Annotated in this window: 13 protein-coding genes; 7 read left to right on the top strand and 6 right to left on the bottom strand. The window is 62.2% G+C overall.

Annotated features, from left to right (window positions below; translation table 11 throughout):
- Positions 1–45 precede the first annotated feature (45 nt).
- The 4 genes from O7A70_RS12185 (at position 46) to O7A70_RS12170 (ending at position 4,824) form a co-directional block, all read left to right on the top strand.
- Positions 46–1,026 (top strand): RluA family pseudouridine synthase, encoded by a 981-nt coding sequence (locus O7A70_RS12185; RefSeq protein ID WP_337140592.1) that lies wholly within the window; start codon positions 46–48, stop codon positions 1,024–1,026.
- Between the two features lie 47 nt (positions 1,027–1,073).
- Complete coding sequence (locus O7A70_RS12180) at positions 1,074–1,946, top strand: DMT family transporter (protein WP_337140867.1); 873 nt, start codon at positions 1,074–1,076, stop codon at positions 1,944–1,946.
- Positions 1,947–1,958: 12 nt separating this feature from the next.
- Entirely contained in the window at positions 1,959–2,750 is a 792-nt protein-coding gene (locus O7A70_RS12175) for an ATP12 family chaperone protein (protein WP_337140591.1), read from the top strand.
- A 184-nt stretch (positions 2,751–2,934) separates the two neighbouring features.
- The gene (locus O7A70_RS12170; RefSeq protein WP_337140590.1) at positions 2,935–4,824 is read left to right on the top strand and encodes an MFS transporter; all 1,890 of its coding nucleotides are present in this window, start codon (positions 2,935–2,937) and stop codon (positions 4,822–4,824) included.
- A gap of 79 nt (positions 4,825–4,903) precedes the next feature.
- Here O7A70_RS12170 and O7A70_RS12165 read toward each other — a convergent pair whose 3' ends face one another.
- A complete protein-coding gene (locus O7A70_RS12165) occupies positions 4,904–5,098 on the bottom strand; it encodes a DUF2735 domain-containing protein (protein WP_027145591.1) in 195 nt (64 codons plus the stop codon).
- 312 nt (positions 5,099–5,410) lie between these two features.
- Here O7A70_RS12165 and O7A70_RS12160 point away from each other — a divergent pair, with 312 nt between their 5' ends.
- Positions 5,411–6,451: a glutamine synthetase beta-grasp domain-containing protein gene (locus tag O7A70_RS12160; protein WP_140505231.1), complete on the top strand. Its 1,041-nt coding sequence runs from the start codon at positions 5,411–5,413 to the stop codon at positions 6,449–6,451.
- Between the two features lie 663 nt (positions 6,452–7,114).
- On the opposite strand, the gene glnA is transcribed toward O7A70_RS12160, so the two are convergent.
- On the bottom strand, positions 7,115–8,524 hold the full coding sequence (glnA, locus tag O7A70_RS12155; RefSeq protein ID WP_337140589.1) for a type I glutamate--ammonia ligase: 1,410 nt from the start codon (positions 8,522–8,524) through the stop codon (positions 7,115–7,117).
- 66 nt (positions 8,525–8,590) lie between these two features.
- Positions 8,591–8,929, bottom strand: a complete 339-nt coding sequence (locus O7A70_RS12150) for a P-II family nitrogen regulator (RefSeq protein ID WP_006205430.1) — start codon at positions 8,927–8,929, stop codon at positions 8,591–8,593.
- Between the two features lie 357 nt (positions 8,930–9,286).
- Here O7A70_RS12150 and O7A70_RS12145 point away from each other — a divergent pair, with 357 nt between their 5' ends.
- Positions 9,287–10,816, top strand: a complete 1,530-nt coding sequence (locus tag O7A70_RS12145; RefSeq protein ID WP_337140588.1) for an NAD(P)H-hydrate dehydratase — start codon at positions 9,287–9,289, stop codon at positions 10,814–10,816.
- Between the two features lie 26 nt (positions 10,817–10,842).
- Here the strand turns inward: O7A70_RS12145 and O7A70_RS12140 are convergent, their stop codons facing one another.
- Positions 10,843–12,375, bottom strand: a complete 1,533-nt coding sequence (locus tag O7A70_RS12140) for an acyl-CoA carboxylase subunit beta (protein WP_027145594.1) — start codon at positions 12,373–12,375, stop codon at positions 10,843–10,845.
- A 412-nt stretch (positions 12,376–12,787) separates the two neighbouring features.
- Here O7A70_RS12140 and O7A70_RS12135 point away from each other — a divergent pair, with 412 nt between their 5' ends.
- A complete protein-coding gene (locus O7A70_RS12135) occupies positions 12,788–14,212 on the top strand; it encodes a DEAD/DEAH box helicase (protein ID WP_027145595.1) in 1,425 nt (474 codons plus the stop codon).
- Positions 14,213–14,317: 105 nt separating this feature from the next.
- Here the strand turns inward: O7A70_RS12135 and O7A70_RS12130 are convergent, their stop codons facing one another.
- Positions 14,318–15,292, bottom strand: coding sequence for an alpha/beta hydrolase (locus O7A70_RS12130; protein WP_337140587.1), 975 nt, complete (start codon positions 15,290–15,292; stop codon positions 14,318–14,320).
- A gap of 92 nt (positions 15,293–15,384) precedes the next feature.
- Complete coding sequence (locus tag O7A70_RS12125; protein WP_337140586.1) at positions 15,385–16,206, bottom strand: SDR family oxidoreductase; 822 nt, start codon at positions 16,204–16,206, stop codon at positions 15,385–15,387.
- Positions 16,207–16,273 lie beyond the last annotated feature (67 nt).

Raw genomic sequence — 16,273 nt, 5'->3', positions numbered from 1 at the left:
GACGCGGCGAATACGGTTGCATCCGGCGAAACGGCGATTGGAACTATGGCAGGCGTTGAACAGATCACGGTGGAAGCCGGCGAAGCGGGCATGCGGCTCGATCGCTGGTTCAAGACGCATTTCCCGGGACTTGGCTTCGGCCACCTGCAGAAGCTGCTGCGCTCCGGCCAGATCCGCGTCGATGGCGGCCGGGTCAAGGCCGACACCCGCGTCGAGCCGGGCCAGATGGTGCGTGTGCCGCCGCTCGAGGTGGACAAGAAGGGCGAGAGCGCGCTCACGGGCCACTCGATCCGCAACCAGGGCGACGCCGATGTGCTCGCCAAGATGCTGCTCCATGAGGACCCGAAGGTCTTCGTCTTCAACAAGCCGGCGGGCCTTGCGGTTCAGGGCGGCTCCGGCGTCACGCGCAATGTCGACGACATGCTGGAAGCCTGGCGCAGCCAGAAGGGCGAGAAGCCGCGGCTGGTGCATCGGCTCGACCGCGATACGTCGGGCGTGCTGGTTGTCGCCCGTACAAGGCTTGCCGCCATGAAGCTCTCCGAGGCGTTCCGGGCGCGAGAAACCAAGAAGACCTACTGGGCGTTGGTCAAGGGCGTGCCGCCCAAGCGCGAGGACAAGATCTCGACCTGGCTGATCAAGGAGCCGACAGAGGATGGCGACCGCATGCGCGTCGCCGCGCATGGTGAAAAGGGCGCCGACCATGCCGTGTCCTATTACCGCATCATCGAGCAGGCGGCGCAGACCATGACCTGGCTGGAGATGGAGCCCTATACGGGCCGCACCCACCAGCTCCGCGTCCATGCCGCCTATATCGGCTGCCCGATCATCGGCGACCCGAAATACTTCGAAGCCGACACCAACTGGGATTTTCCCGGCGGCATTCAAAACCGCCTGCATCTGCACGCGCGCCGCATCATTATCCCGCACCCGGACAAGGGCGTTATCGACGTCACCGCGCCGATGCCGCCGCACATGCGCCAGAGCTGGAACCTGATCGGCTTCGACGACGCCAGCGCGGAGGATTGACCGTGGGCGGCGCCACCGACGCGCTCGATCGGCGCGACACGGTCGATATGGCCGCCGCCGCCATCATGGCCGGGCTGACCTTCTCCTGGGGCCTGAACTATGTCGCCGCCAAGATCTCCTACGCCGGCTACGACCCCGTCTTCCTGTCAATCGCACGCTCGGTCATCGGCGGCTTCTGCGTCTTCCTCTGGTGCCGCTGGCGCGGCATTGCGCTGTTCACCAGGGATGGGACATTGCTGGCCGGCATCGCGGTCGGCGTGCTTTTCGGCATCGAGTTCCTTTGCCTCTATGTCGGGCTGGAGCACACCACCGTTGCCCGCAACACGCTGCTGGTCAACTCAATGCCGTTCTGGATGCTGATCGGCGGCCACTTTCTGCTCGGCGAACAGATCACCACGCGCAAGTTCCTTGGCCTGCTGTTGGCTTTCGCGGGTCTCGCCACCGTTTTTTCCGACAAGCTCGGCGGTAGCGGAGACATGCTGTTCGGCGATCTCCTGAGCCTTGGTTCCGGGTTTTTCTGGGCCCTGACCAATATCCTCATCAAGCGATCGAAACTGGTCGAGGCAAGCGCGGAGAAGCTGCTGCTCTATCAACTCGCTGGCGCGGCGATCGTTGGCGTGTTGGTAATGCCTCTCGCGGGCCCACCCGTTCGCGATCCAGCCTTGCTGCCGACATTGGCGCTGCTTTTCCAGGCAATCTATTTCGTCGCCTTTACATACGTGCTGTGGTTCTGGCTGCTGCGCCGCTATCCGGCCTCAGGGCTGTCGAGCTTCACCTTCCTGTCGCCGGTCTTCGGTGTTTTATGCGGTGCGATCATCTTGAACGAGCCGCTGACCATTCGCATTTTTCTGGCACTTGGCTTGATTGCGGCGGGGCTGATCATCGTCAACCGGCCGGCACGCAAGCTGACACCGGTGTGAGAAAGAGACTTCATGCGTGATATCCTCAACGACCTTGAAGCGGGCAAGTATCTTTCCGATCCGGATCCGGTACGTCGCGCTCAGATCCAGATGAAGACGCCGCTGCCCAAGCGCTTCTACAAGGAGGTCTCGGTCGTGCCGGTGGAAGCTGGCTTCGCGGTGCAACTCGACGGCAGGCCGGTGCGCACGCCGGGCAAGGCGCTGCTGGCGCTGCCGACCGAGGCGGCCGCGGCGCTGGTTGCCGGCGAGTTCGCGGAACAGGGCGAGACGATCAATCCGGTGACGATGCCGGTGATGCGGCTGGTCAACACCGCCATCGATGGCGTGGCCAGCGATCCGCAGGCGGTGCTGGAAGACATTCTGCGGTTTGCCTCGTCGGATCTGCTCTGTTACCGCGCCGATGCCCCGCAAGGGCTGGTCGAGCGGCAGAACGAACAGTGGGATCCCGTCATCGACTGGGCACGCGCCGCGCTTGGGGTTCGCTTCAACCTTGCCGAGGGTATCATCTCTGTCGAGCAGCCGCGCGAAACCATTGCCGTGCTGGGCAGCCACCTGGCGCAGCGCGCCGAGCCGCTGCGCCTGGCCGCCATTCATGTCATGACATCGCTGACCGGCTCGGCATTGCTGGCGTTGGCGGTCGATTTCGGCGAGCTCGACGGCGAGGAGGCCTGGGCCGTCGGCCATGTCGACGAGGACTGGCAGATCGCGCAGTGGGGACAGGACGCCGAAGCAGCCGCGCGTCGTGCCGCCCGCAAACGAGACATGATGGCCGCCGTCAGCTTGCTCGAGGCGCTGCGGGCCTGAGCACTTCGCTCCGCCTTCGCACTGCACCTAATACGAAAGTCATAATCCCATCGTCGCGGTGCCTTTCCCCGGCGGTTTCTGCCATTTTTCATGTGCTGGCTGCGCTTTTTGAGTCCGCGTTCGGAGGAGAACGCGGACGTTGGCGCACAGCATCTAGGACTGGGTCTCACGGGAGGATAACTCAATGGCAATGGCATCGACCGCCGGCGGAAGGAGCCGGGGCATGACGCGGGAGGAGAAGAAAGTCATCTTCGCTTCCTCGCTCGGCACCGTTTTCGAATGGTATGATTTCTATCTCTACGGCTCGCTGGCGGCTTTCATCGGCTCGACCTTTTTCAGTCCGACGATTCCCGAGGCAACGCGCAACATCTTCGCGCTGCTGGCCTTTGCCGCAGGTTTCCTGGTGCGCCCGTTCGGCGCGCTGCTGTTCGGTCGCATCGGCGACCTCGTCGGCCGCAAATACACATTCCTGGTCACCATGACGATCATGGGCCTGTCGACCTTCCTGGTCGGCTTGTTGCCCGGCTATGCAACCCTGGGCATCGCTGCTCCGGTGATCCTGATTGTCCTGCGCATGCTGCAGGGTTTGGCGCTGGGCGGCGAATATGGTGGTGCGGCGACCTATGTCGCCGAGCACGCGCCTGATGATCGCCGCGGCTTTTACACCTCTTGGATCCAGACGACAGCGACGCTCGGCCTGTTCCTGTCGCTGATCGTCATCCTGATTGTGCAGGGATCGCTGAGCAAGGAGAGCTACGCCGCCTGGGGTTGGCGCATTCCTTTCATCGTCTCCTTCCTGCTGCTCGCCATTTCGATCTGGATCCGGTTGTCTCTCTCGGAGTCCCCGACCTTCCAGAAGATGAAGGACGAGGGCAAGGGCTCCAAGGCGCCGCTCTCGGAAGCCTTTGGTCAGTGGAAAAACGCGAAGATCGCGCTCCTGGCGCTGCTCGGCCTCACCGCCGGTCAGGCCGTCGTCTGGTACAATGGCCAGTTCTACGCGCTGTTCTTCCTGCAAAACGTGCTGAAGGTCGACGCGCAGTCGGTCAACATCATGATCGCCATCGCGCTGGCGCTCGGCTCGATCTTCTTCGTCGTGTTCGGCTGGCTCTCCGACAAGATCGGCCGCAAGCCGATCATCATGGCTGGCCTGGCGCTCGCCATCGTCTGCACCTTCCCGCTGTTCAAGGCATTGACCTGGACCGCCAATCCAGCGCTCGCCAAGGCACAGCAGAGCACTCGGGCAACTGTGACGGCAGCACCCGGCGACTGCAGGTTCCAGTTCAATCCGGTCGGAACCGCGAAATTCACGACGTCCTGCGACATCGCGACTTCGTTCCTGACCAAGAACTCGGTACCGTACGATGTGGTGTCGACGGCCGCGCCCGGAACGGCCGCGTCAGTCAAGATTGGTACAGAGACGGTGGCGTCCTACGACGCGGTCGCCGCCGGCGATCAGGCCAAGGCCAAGGACGCGGCCTTCGTCAAGGCTGTCAACATGTCCCTGCGGGACGGCGGTTATCCGCTGAAGCGTGCGGCGATCAAGGTTGCGGACCAGAAACTCGATGCGTTTGTTGCCGCCAACCCGGAACTGAAGCTGGACGCTGCCGCGATCCGTGCCGGTGAGAAGGCGACTGTGCCGATTGATCAGGCGGTCAAGGACAAGCTCTTGACCACCGAAGAGGCCGCGGGCGCGCCCGAGGTCACCGTCTACAACATACCGGGCGGCGGCGCCTTCGCCATGTTCGCCGATCCGGCGGCGGTGAACTGGCCGATGACAATCGGTATCCTGTTCATCCTGGTGCTGTTCGTGACCATGGTCTACGGGCCGATCGCGGCGATCCTTGTCGAGATGTTCCCGACTCGCATTCGCTACACTGGCATGTCATTGCCCTACCACATCGGCAATGGCTGGTTCGGCGGCCTGCTACCGGCGACGGTGTTCGCGCTCAGCGCCTACAAGGGCGATATCTATTATGGCCTCTGGTATCCGGTGGTAATCGCGGCAATGACGTTGATCATCGGCATGATCTTCGTCAAGGATACGCTCGGGACCGACCTGCACACCAAGGAGTAGCCGATCGGCCGATACGAACGAAAAGCCCGGCGCGAGCGATCGCGCCGGGCTTTTTCATGTGAGATCGACGTGGAGGGCTTCAGCTCTTCCGTTGCGGATTCTCTTCCTCGACGGCGGCCTCGTGATACCAGCCATCGGAATCGGCGTGCTCGCCGCGAAGCGCGGCAAGCTCTGCCGCGAATTTGGCCTTGGCGCCTAAATTTAAGGCAGGCTTGCGCGCTGCCAGCGGGAACATCAGGATTTTCGCCGACGGACGCGATTGCGTGACTTGCATTGCCGGTCTCCCTGCTTTTTCAGAAGCTTGCCGATTCAGTTCTCATCAAAATAGGTTCTGCGAGTCATTTAGGCAATATGCTCAGGAAAAGATCATGATTTGCCTATGATTTAAGCAGTATTGCCGTTTGGCCGATCTTGACGCATTGCCGAGACGGCTCAGCAAAATCAAAGCCTTGGCATGACCATTTTGCCGCACCCGTCGGAGGCCGAGTGGCATACGAATTGCTTTTTAATCGGCGGCAGGCCGGCCTGTTTCGGCCATGCATCGACATCGCCTGCTTGCGGTGTCCAAGCAACGAGAGGCTCTAGAATGACCAAATACAAGCTCGAGTATATCTGGCTCGATGGATACACCCCGGTCCCCAATCTTCGCGGCAAGACGCAGATCAAGGAATTCGCCGAGTTCCCGACGCTCGATCAGCTGCCGCTGTGGGGTTTCGACGGGTCCTCGACGCAGCAGGCCGAGGGGCATAGCTCAGATTGCGTGCTGAAGCCGGTCGCCGTCTATCCCGATCCGGCCCGCACCAACGGCGTGCTCGTCATGTGCGAAGTCATGATGCCCGACGGCGTTACGCCGCATGCATCCAACAAGCGCGCCACCATCCTCGACGACGAAGGCGCCTGGTTCGGCTTCGAGCAGGAGTATTTCTTCTACAAGGATGGCCGTCCACTCGGCTTCCCCGAAAGCGGCTATCCCGCGCCGCAGGGCCCGTACTATACCGGCGTCGGCTATTCGAATGTCGGCTCCGTTGCGCGCCAGATCGTCGAGGAGCATCTTGATCTCTGCCTCGCGGCCGGCATCAACCACGAAGGCATCAATGCCGAAGTGGCCAAGGGCCAGTGGGAATTCCAGATTTTCGGCAAGGGTTCCAAGAAGGCCGCCGATCAGATGTGGATGGCCCGCTATCTGATGCAGCGCCTGACCGAGAAGTACGGCATCGACATCGAATACCACTGCAAGCCGCTCGGCGACACCGACTGGAACGGCTCGGGCATGCATGCCAATTTCTCGACGTCCTATATGCGTGAAGTCGGCGGCAAGGCCTATTTCGAAGCGCTGATGGCGGCCTTCGACAAGAACCTGATGGACCACATCGCCGTCTACGGCCCGGACAACGACAAACGTTTGACCGGCAAGCACGAGACAGCGCCGTGGAACAGGTTCAGCTATGGCATCGCCGATCGAGGCGCCTCGATCCGCGTCCCGCATTCGTTCGTCAAGAACGACTACAAGGGCTATCTGGAAGACCGCCGTCCGAATTCTCAGGGCGACCCCTACCAGATCGCCTCGCAGATCCTGAAGACGATCGCTTCGGTGCCGGCGAGCGCAGAGGTTTCGGCCGCTGCCTGATTCTTTGCGGCGTGGTCGGCTCCGCGCCGCACGCGGATGTTCATTGTGGAAAAGGCCCGGGCGGAAACGCCCGGGCCTTTTTGCCGGAACGGCGAATTCCCCCAAAAAAAGTCAGGTTGAAAAGCGACGGGCAATTTTAGCCGAACGAGAGGCTTTGGTTGACGCCCCTTGCCGCCACTCGTCTCATGCATTTCCGAGTTTCATTGAAAAAGCCCGGAAATCAGCCTGTTTCAGCTCGTCCGTACACCACCGACCCGTTATATAAGCCACTGTTCATACATCGAAATCGGCGATTTGTGCCTCCGGAAGGCGGCGTTGACAGGCCACGGCGCGGCATGCGTATTCGTCGCCTTGGGGGTTACGCCAAAGCGATGCTGTTCGAACGGGGCGGGGGTTTCGTGAACGACGGCATTGGCGGGGGCGCCGGACGAGCGGGCATTGCAGCCTGAGGCAGTGCGCCGCTCGCTCCTGGCGTTCGATTGCGTCCCGAAAGGCCATCCGCCAACTTGCTCGAACGGGTTTTTTGCCACCCAACCCGAGGTCTTCTGCGGCGGCCAAGAGGGCCGGCTGCCCCAGCTGTGATGCGTCCTCCTTGGATCAGCAAAAAAGCCCTTGAAGGGGGAAATCCTTCAAGGGCTTTGAAACACTATCCGAACGGAAACCTTAGACGGAATAGTACATATCGTATTCGACCGGATGCGGGGTCATTTCGAAGCGCATCACTTCGGCCATCTTGAGCTCGATATAGCTGTCGATCTGGTCGTCGTCGAAGACACCGCCGGCCTTCAGGAAGCCGCGGTCCTTGTCGAGGCTCTGGAGCGCTTCGCGCAGCGAACCGCAGACGGTCGGGATCTTCTTCAGCTCCTTCGGCGGCAGGTCGTAAAGATCCTTGTCCATCGGTTGTCCCGGATGGATCTTGTTCTTGATGCCGTCGAGGCCGGCCATCAGCATGGCGGCGAAAGCGAGATAGGGGTTCGCGCCCGGATCGGGGAAGCGGACCTCGACGCGCTTCGCTTTCGGTGAACTGCCGAACGGGATGCGGCAGGACGCCGAACGGTTGCGCGCCGAATAGGCGAGCAGCACCGGCGCCTCGTAGCCTGGCACCAGACGCTTGTAGGAGTTGGTCAGTGGGTTGGTGAAGGCATTGATCGCCTTGGCATGCTTGATGATGCCGCCGATGTAGAACAGGCAGCTCTCCGACAGACCGGCATACTCATTGCCGGCGAAAGTTGGCTTGCCGCCTTTCCAGATCGACTGGTGAACGTGCATGCCCGAGCCGTTGTCGCCGAAGATCGGCTTCGGCATGAAGGTCGCGGTCTTGCCATAGGCGTTGGCGACCTGGTGCACGACGTACTTGTAGATCAGCATCTTGTCGGCGTTGCGGACCAGCGTGTCGAACTTGATGCCGAGTTCGTGCTGGGCGGCGGCCACCTCATGGTGATGCTTTTCGACGCGCACGCCCATTTCGGCGAGCACCGTCAGCATTTCGGAGCGCATGTCCTGTGCCGAATCGATCGGCGGTACCGGGAAATAGCCGCCCTTGATGCGCGGGCGGTGACCGAGATTGCCGGTCTCGTAATCGGTGTCGTCGTTCGACGGCAGTTCGGTCGAATCCAGCTTGAAGCCGGTGTTGTAGGGATCGGCCTTGTACTTGACGTCGTCGAACACGAAGAACTCGGCTTCCGGGCCGACATAGATGGTGTCGCCGATGCCTTCCGACTTCATGTAGGCCTCGGCCTTCTTGGCCGTGCCGCGCGGATCGCGGTTGTAGGATTCGCCCGAGACCGGATCGAGGATGTCGCACAGGATGACCATGGTCGACTGCGCGAAGAACGGATCCATGTGGACCGTGTCCGTATCGGGCATCAGCACCATATCGGACTCATTGATGGCCTTCCAGCCGGCGATCGAGGAGCCGTCGAACATGACGCCGTCGGCAAACATGTCTTCCTCGACCTCGACAACATCCATCGTCACGTGCTGCAGCTTGCCCTTCGGGTCGGTGAAGCGCAGGTCGACGAATTTCACGTCGTTGTCCTTGATCTGCTTCATGATGTCTTTGGCTGTCGTCATGTCATGTATCCCTGTGTGCTGACATTTTTTGATGGATGACGTTTCTTAGAGGATGGCCGGCTCGGATCAAACCGCGTCCATTCCGGTTTCGCCGGTGCGGATGCGCACGACTTCCTCGATGTTGGAGACGAAGATCTTGCCGTCGCCGATGCGGCCGGTCTGGGCCGCCTTGCGGATGGCCTCGATCGCGCCTTCCACGGCATCGTCGCCGAGCACGACCTCGATCTTCACCTTGGGCAGGAAGTCGACGACATATTCGGCGCCACGGTAGAGTTCAGTGTGACCCTTCTGGCGCCCGAACCCCTTGGCCTCGGTCACGGTGATGCCTTGCAGTCCGGCCTCCTGAAGCGCTTCCTTCACTTCGTCCAGCTTGAATGGCTTGATGATCGCTTCGATCTTTTTCATGTAAAAAGTGGCCTCCACTGCCAAAAAAACGGGTTGTGAGCCCCCGCTTGCGCCTCAATCAAGCACGAACTGTGCCAGTCGGAGGGAACAGAAGCGGTGTCATACGATTTCAAAGCCATGTCACCCCCAGATGCAAATTCGCGTTATTCGCTGCATTGGAAGCGGCATGAACGGCTGTAGCCTATCCGGCACTCCTGTGCATGTCTGCCCAAGATCTGGGCAAAGTGCTCATCAGGCGCGCAGCTTGGTGCCCGCGATCCTTGCACCGATCGACATGGTCATGACAGCGCCAGCTCCTCCCCGTTTGCGTCGAGCCGAAAACTGGACAATGCTTGATCGAATGCGGATCGGCAATCCATGAGCCATGAACTTCTTACTTCCGCCGAGATGGGCGAGGCGGATCGGCTGACAATTGCAGCAGGTCCAACCGGCGGCATTGGATTGATGCGACGTGCCGGGCAAGCCGTCGCGGCCGAAGTGCTCAGCCGCTATCCCGCGGCGTCGCACGTCCATGTGTTGTGCGGCCCGGGCAACAATGGTGGCGACGGTTATGTCGTTGCCCGGATCCTCGCCGGCAGCGGCGTCGCCACCACGGTCTGGGCGTCTGCCCCGCCGAAACCGCATAGCGATGCGGCACTCGCCGCCGCCGAATGCTCAATCAAGCCCCGGCCGCTATCGGACTTTGATGCCGGTTTCGGCTCGATCGTGGTCGATGCGCTTTACGGGGCAGGGCTGTCCAAGCGGCTCTCGGGTGAGGCCGCCAGGGCGGTCGATCTGGTCACCGACCTGCATTTGCCGGTTGTCGCGGTCGACCTGCCTTCCGGCATTGCCGGCGACAGCGGCAAGGTGCTCGGCAGGTCGTTTTCGGCCGAGCTCACAGTGACCTTTGCGCGCAAGAAGCCTGGCCATCTGCTCCTGCCCGGCCGGCAGCGATGCGGCGAGATCGTGCTTGCCGATATCGGCATTGGGCTGGAAATCATTGCAAGGCTCCAGCCCCGGACGTTCGAGAACGGACCAGTGCTTTGGTTGCGCTATTTGCCGGTGCCGGCCGTCGACGCGCACAAATACAGGCGCGGTCATGTCGGTGTCTTTTCCGGTGGCCCCAATGCCACCGGCGCGGCGCGGCTCTCAGCGCTTGGCGCTGCCCGAAGCGGGGCAGGGGCGGTGACGGTCCTGTCGCCGGGCAACGCCATGCAGGTCAATGCCGCGCACCTGACCTCGATCATGCTGCACAGGGCCGACGACGCTGCCGACATTGAGGCATTTGTCGAGGAGCGCCGGCCATCGGCCTTTGTTCTCGGGCCTGGCTTTGGCGTCGGTGAAAAAACCCAGGCGTTCGCGCTTGCGCTGCTCGCGTCGGGCAAGCCAGCGGCCGCGTCCACTGGAATTGCCGGCCTGGTCTTCGACGCCGACGCGATCACTTCGTTTCGTGAGGCGCCAGATGTCTTGTTCGAAGCTGCCCGCGGGCCGAACGCGCCCGCGCTGGTGATGACACCGCATGAAGGGGAGTTCGCCAGGCTGTTTCCTGGCATCGCCGATGACAATGCCTCATCGAAGCTTGACAAGGCACGCGCGGCGGCAGCGCGCGCCAATGCCGTCATCGTCTACAAGGGCGCCGATACGGTGATCGCCGCTCCGGACGGCAGGGCGGCGATCAATTCCAATGGCGCGGCCTGGCTTGCCACCGCTGGGTCGGGCGATGTGTTGTCCGGCATCACGGCCGGACTGCTTGCCCAAGGCATGCCGGCCTTCGAAGCGGCCTGCGCGGCGGTCTGGATCCATGCCGAGGCCGGCAGTCGGTCCGGGCCGGGGCTGATCGCCGAGGATTTGCCGCTGGCAATGGTGCCGGTGCTGCGCGAACTGGTGGCTGCCGGAGGCTGGCGCTGATCAACCGCGATGCCCGCGACACCAGTTCACAGCGGGATGTTGTCGTGCTTCTTCCAGGGGTTCTGCATATCCTTGTTGCGCAGCATGCGAAGCGCCCGGGCGATACGGCGGCGGGTCGAGTGCGGCATGATCACCTCGTCGACATAGCCGCGCTCGGCGGCTACGAACGGCGACAGGAAGCGGTCCTCGTAAGCCTTTGTATGGGCAGCGATTTTCTCGGCATCGCCGATGTCCTTGCGGTAGATGATCTCGACCGCGCCTCTCGCCCCCATAACGGCGATCTGCGCCGTCGGCCAGGCATAGTTCATGTCGCCGCGCAGATGCTTTGACGCCATGACGTCGTAGGCGCCGCCATAGGCCTTGCGGGTGATGACGGTGATCTTCGGCACGGTCGCCTCGGCATAGGCGAAAAGCAGCTTGGCGCCATGTTTGATCAGGCCGCCATACTCCTGCGCCGTGCCGGGCAGAAAACCGGGAACATCGACGAAGGTGACGATGGGAATAGAAAAACAGTCGCAGAAGCGCACGAAGCGTGCCGCCTTGCGGCTGGCGTCGGAATCGAGCACGCCCGCCAGCACCATTGGCTGGTTGGCGACAAAGCCGACCGTGCGGCCCTCGACCCGGCCGAAACCGGTGACGATGTTCTTCGCAAAACTCTGCTGGATCTCGAAGAAATCACCCTCATCGGCGACCTTCAGGATCAGCTCCTTGATGTCGTAGGGCTTGTTGGCATTGTCGGGGATCAGCCGGTCGAGCGACATGTCATGGTCGGTGACCGACTGGTAGCATTCGATCTCGGGGAGCTCCGACGTATTGGAAGCTGGCAACAGGTCGACCAGCCGGCGCATCTGCAAGAGTGCTTCGACGTCATTGTCATAGGCGCCGTCGGCGATCGAGGATTTCGTCGTGTGGACGGAAGCGCCGCCGAGGCTCTCGGCGGTCACCGTCTCGTTGGTCACGGTCTTCACCACATCCGGCCCGGTGACAAACATGTAGGAGGTGTCGCGCACCATGAAGATGAAATCGGTCATGGCGGGCGAATAGACGTCACCGCCGGCACAAGGGCCCATGATGACGGAGATCTGCGGAATGACACCCGAAGCGAGCACATTGCGCTGGAATATCTCGGCGTAGCCGCCGAGTGCGGCGACGCCTTCCTGGATGCGCGCGCCCCCGGCATCGTAGAGGCCGATGATCGGCGCGCGATTGCGCAGCGCCATCTCCTGCACCTTGATGACCTTTTCGGCATGGGCTTCCGACAGCGAACCGCCGAACACGGTGAAATCCTTGGCGAAGAGATAGACCGGACGGCCGTTGACCGTGCCCCAGCCGGTGACGACGCCATCGCCTGCGATCTTGGTCTTCTCCATGCCGAAGTCGGTCGAGCGGTGCTCGACATACATGTCGAACTCCTCGAACGACCCCTCGTCGAGGAACACCTCGATGCGCTCGCGCGCTGTGAGTTTGCCCTTCTTGTGCTGGGCGTCGATGCGGGCCTGGCCGCCGCCCATGCGGGCGATGTCACGCCGCCGCTCGAGTTCCTTCAGCACGTCTTTCATCGCTCGGGTCCCCAGGAAACGGAAGCTGCGTTTGTGGTAATGGTGCCCGTCGGGGAGCGCAAGCGTCGGCTTCTAGCTGGTTTTTGCTGCACCGCAACATCGCGCCTCTTGCATTCCGGGGCGAACTCAGCCATATGCAACCCATAGGCGCTTGGGCCGGGAGATTCCGGCCTTCTCGACAAATGAGACTGGTTGCGTCTGTTTTCCCTCTTTCCGGTATATCGGCTCCTCTTTCCGATACATCACAAAGTGGCGAAAAAGCCCCGTGGCATGATGCCTGCGGGCGCGACAGCGCAGCCGAGTGGACGCACGTGTTCGCCCGCCTTGTCGTTTCATATCAAATTTTCGACGGCAGGTTGCGCCCTGCCGCGATTGACGTTTGCGGCCAGAGGCCGCGTGAAAGAAGATTATTTTGACCAACGAAAACACTTTGCCCGGCAACGATACCGCGGAACTCTCCGGTTTCGCGGCGCTGGGAATTACGGGTGCGCTGCTCAAGGCCACCCACAATGCCGGCTTCGCCGAACCGAAGCCGATCCAGATGCAGGCCATCCCGCCGCAGCTGGAAGGCCGTGACATTTTCGGCATCGCGCAGACCGGCTCCGGCAAAACCGCGGCCTTTGCGCTGCCGATCCTGTCCAAGATCATCGCGCTCGGCACCAAGCGGCGCGCCAAGACGACCCGCGCGCTGATCCTGGCGCCGACCCGCGAACTCGCGGTGCAGATCGAGGACACCATCAAGATCCTCGCCAAGGGCGCGCATGTCTCGACGGCACTCGTGCTGGGCGGTGTCTCGCGCTTCAGCCAGGTGAAGAAGGTTGCTCCCGGCGTCGATATCCTCATCGCCACGCCCGGCCGGTTGACCGACCTCGTGCGCGAGGGCGACCTCATCCTCTCCGACACCAAATGGCTGGTGCTGGACGAGGGCGACCGCATGCTCGACATGGGCTTCATCAACGACGTCAAGCGCATCGCCAAGGCGACCGCGCCCGATCGCCAGACGGCGCTCTTCTCGGCCACCATGCCGGACGAGATCGCTGAACTCGCCAAGGGCCTCCTGAAGAACCCTGTCCGTGTCGAAGTCTCGCCGCAAAGCACCGCGGCCGCCGAAATCGTCCAGGGCGTCGTCTTCGCCCGCACCAAGCAGAAGCGCCAGGTGTTGTCGACGATGCTCGCCGATGAGGCGATGAAGTCCGTCATCATCTTTTCGCGTACCAAGCATGGTGCGGACCGGGTGACCAAGGACCTCGAGCGCGACGGCTTCAAGGCGGCCGTCATCCACGGCAACAAGTCGCAGAATGCCCGTCAGAAGGCGCTGAATGATTTCCGCGACGGTTCGGTGCGCATTCTGGTCGCGACCGACATCGCCGCGCGCGGCATCGACGTGCCCGGCATCAGCCATGTCGTGAATTTCGACCTGCCGGACGAGGCTGAAAGCTACGTCCACCGCATCGGCCGCACCGGTCGCAACGGCATGGACGGCATCGCGATCACGCTTTGCGATCCTTCGGAGAACAGCAAGCTGCGCCAGGTCGAGCGGATCATCCGCACCAAGCTGCCTGTTGTTGCCGACCATCTCGGCAGCCCGGATCCGGCACGCAATCCGGCGGAAAAGAACGAGCGCTTCGAACCCGCCAATGATCGCAGCGACCGCAATGGGCGTCGCGACGGCCGGCGACCGGGCGGCGAGAAGAAGCAGAACAACGGCTTCGGCAAGAAGCGTTTCGGCGACAAGCCAGCCTTTGCCGGCGAACGCAAGCCCGAAGGCGCCAAGCCCTTCAAGGGCAACAACAAGCGCCGCTTCGGTGGCAAGCGTCCGGCGGCGCGAGCTGCTTAATACGCCTTATGCAGTTGGCCAACCCTTGGTGGTTGGCTGGTGACTGACCAACAAAGAAAGGGGCTGATGAAGCAATGCTTCATCAGCCCTTTTCGTCTCCGAACCTTACTTCGCCACCGCCTCGACCCAGACAGCAATCCGTTGCGCCAGGAAAGCCGTGGTGGATGGCGACAGTGCGTCGCCGGCGATGACATGATTGTCGGGATCGCCACTGCTTTCGATGGGGACCAGTTCATGCGGGCCGCCCCAGCGCGCGGCGATTTCGCGGGTGCGGTCGGCCCGCACCACTCTGTCCAAGTCCGAGAAGATGAACAAAGCCGGGATGGTCGCCTTCTCCACGGGCGCGCCATAGGCTAGCTCCGTCAGGGCCTGCATCGGCATTGTCGCTGCGATCGGATATCTGGTGGTCCAGAATTTCTCATGCAGCGCGTTGCGCGGCGCGAAGCTGCGTTCCCTGCCGGCGACGAGTTCAGCGATCTGCTTGCCCCATGGCATGGCCAGGACCTCGGCGCCGGATGCCTTCACGCCGAAATTGGGCGAGATGAATGCAATGGCCGCCACGCCATCCGAAGCACCGGCCTGCGTCGCCGCCCAGGCCGCCAGCGAGCCGCCGGTCGACGTTGAGATGACGATCACCTTGTCGCCGATCGCCCGGCCGACGGCGAGCGCCTCCTCATAGTCGTTGATCCAGGCATTGACGCTGCCTTGCGTCATCGCCGCGCCGTCCTGCCCGTGACCGGTGAGGCGGGTGTAGAACAGGTTGGCGTCGAGCTGGTCGGCAACGTCGTCGGGCAAGGGCCGGACCTCGCCCTTCGATGCGGAAAAGCCATGGATGTAGACGATCGACAGCGGCGTCTTGGCGTGCACCATCGGGTTCGCCCAGACGATCTCCTTCTCCAGCCCGTCGCGAATACCGGGCATGGCGGCTTCAACCTTTGCCACATAGGCCTGTGGGTCGTCACCGATGACGGAAGGATCGAAACGGATCGTGGTGTCGACCGGTACGCGTGGACCCAATACAAAGGCCAGTGCGAGGACGGCGATCAGGCCCAGCACAGCAAACACGATCCGTCGCCCCATCGCAGACTCCACGCAACAACATTCAAGCTATGGTGGTGGCCATGCACAGGCAACGGCCGTTCAGGCAGCCAAGCCACCAATCCTGTGGGCATCTATTTGTTGGGCGGTTTGCGCTCATACTGCAGCGGCCGTGCCTTCCAGCTGGTCGTCAGGTTGATCACCCATCTGCATAAAGGCCTTGGCAGCATGCCAAGAATTTTCAGCGGCCAGCTCGTTCTATACGGGAAGGTGACTTCGAAGCCGCCGGACTTGATTCCCTTCACCATGCGGCGCGTCGCGCGTCCAACCGGCATCAGACCCGGCATCGGCAGCATGTTCTTTTCGGTCAGTGGCGTGTCGACGAAACCGGGGTTTACGACCTGGACGCGGATGTTCATCTTGTCGAAATCATATTTCAGCGACTCGGCCAGGATGTTGATCGCCGCCTTGGTGCCGCCATAGGCCGCCGTGGTCGGCCAGCCGAAATAGGCGGTCACCGAGCCGACCAGAACGACATGGCCACGAGCGCGCACCCGCATATACTCGACCACAGGCACGAGCCCATTGATGATGCCGAAATAGTTGACCTCGAAGGTGCGGCGGAAGTCCTTGACGACGAGGGACTCTCCAGGTGTCGCGATGTAATTTCCGGCATTGAAGACGGCGAGCACGATCGGCCCGAGGTCCTTCTCGATCGCCGCCACCGTCCTTGCCATGCGCGGCTCGTCGGTGACGTCGCAGGGAAAGGATACGACCTTGCCCGGCATCTGTGCGGTCTCGACGATGAGCGTGTCGATCGGATCGTCGTCCAGCGCTGTCACTGCCACCGCATACCCTTGTGACGCCAGATCCCTGGCCAGCGAGCGGCCGATGCCGCTGCTGCCGCCCGTGACCCAGGCGACGCCGTGTTTCGGATCGGCCCGATAGAGTGTCATGCTTGCGCCCCCGCCGAGTTATTGGTGTCTTGCTCTAGCGGTGGAGAAATCGAATGAAAAGAGTGCT

It is taken from the genome of Mesorhizobium sp. Cs1299R1N1, from assembly GCF_037179655.1.
GTDB classification, from domain to species: Bacteria; Pseudomonadota; Alphaproteobacteria; order Rhizobiales; family Rhizobiaceae; genus Mesorhizobium; species Mesorhizobium salmacidum.
Note: the sequence above shows the minus strand (reverse complement) of the source record. Positions and strands in the feature narration are given on the sequence as shown.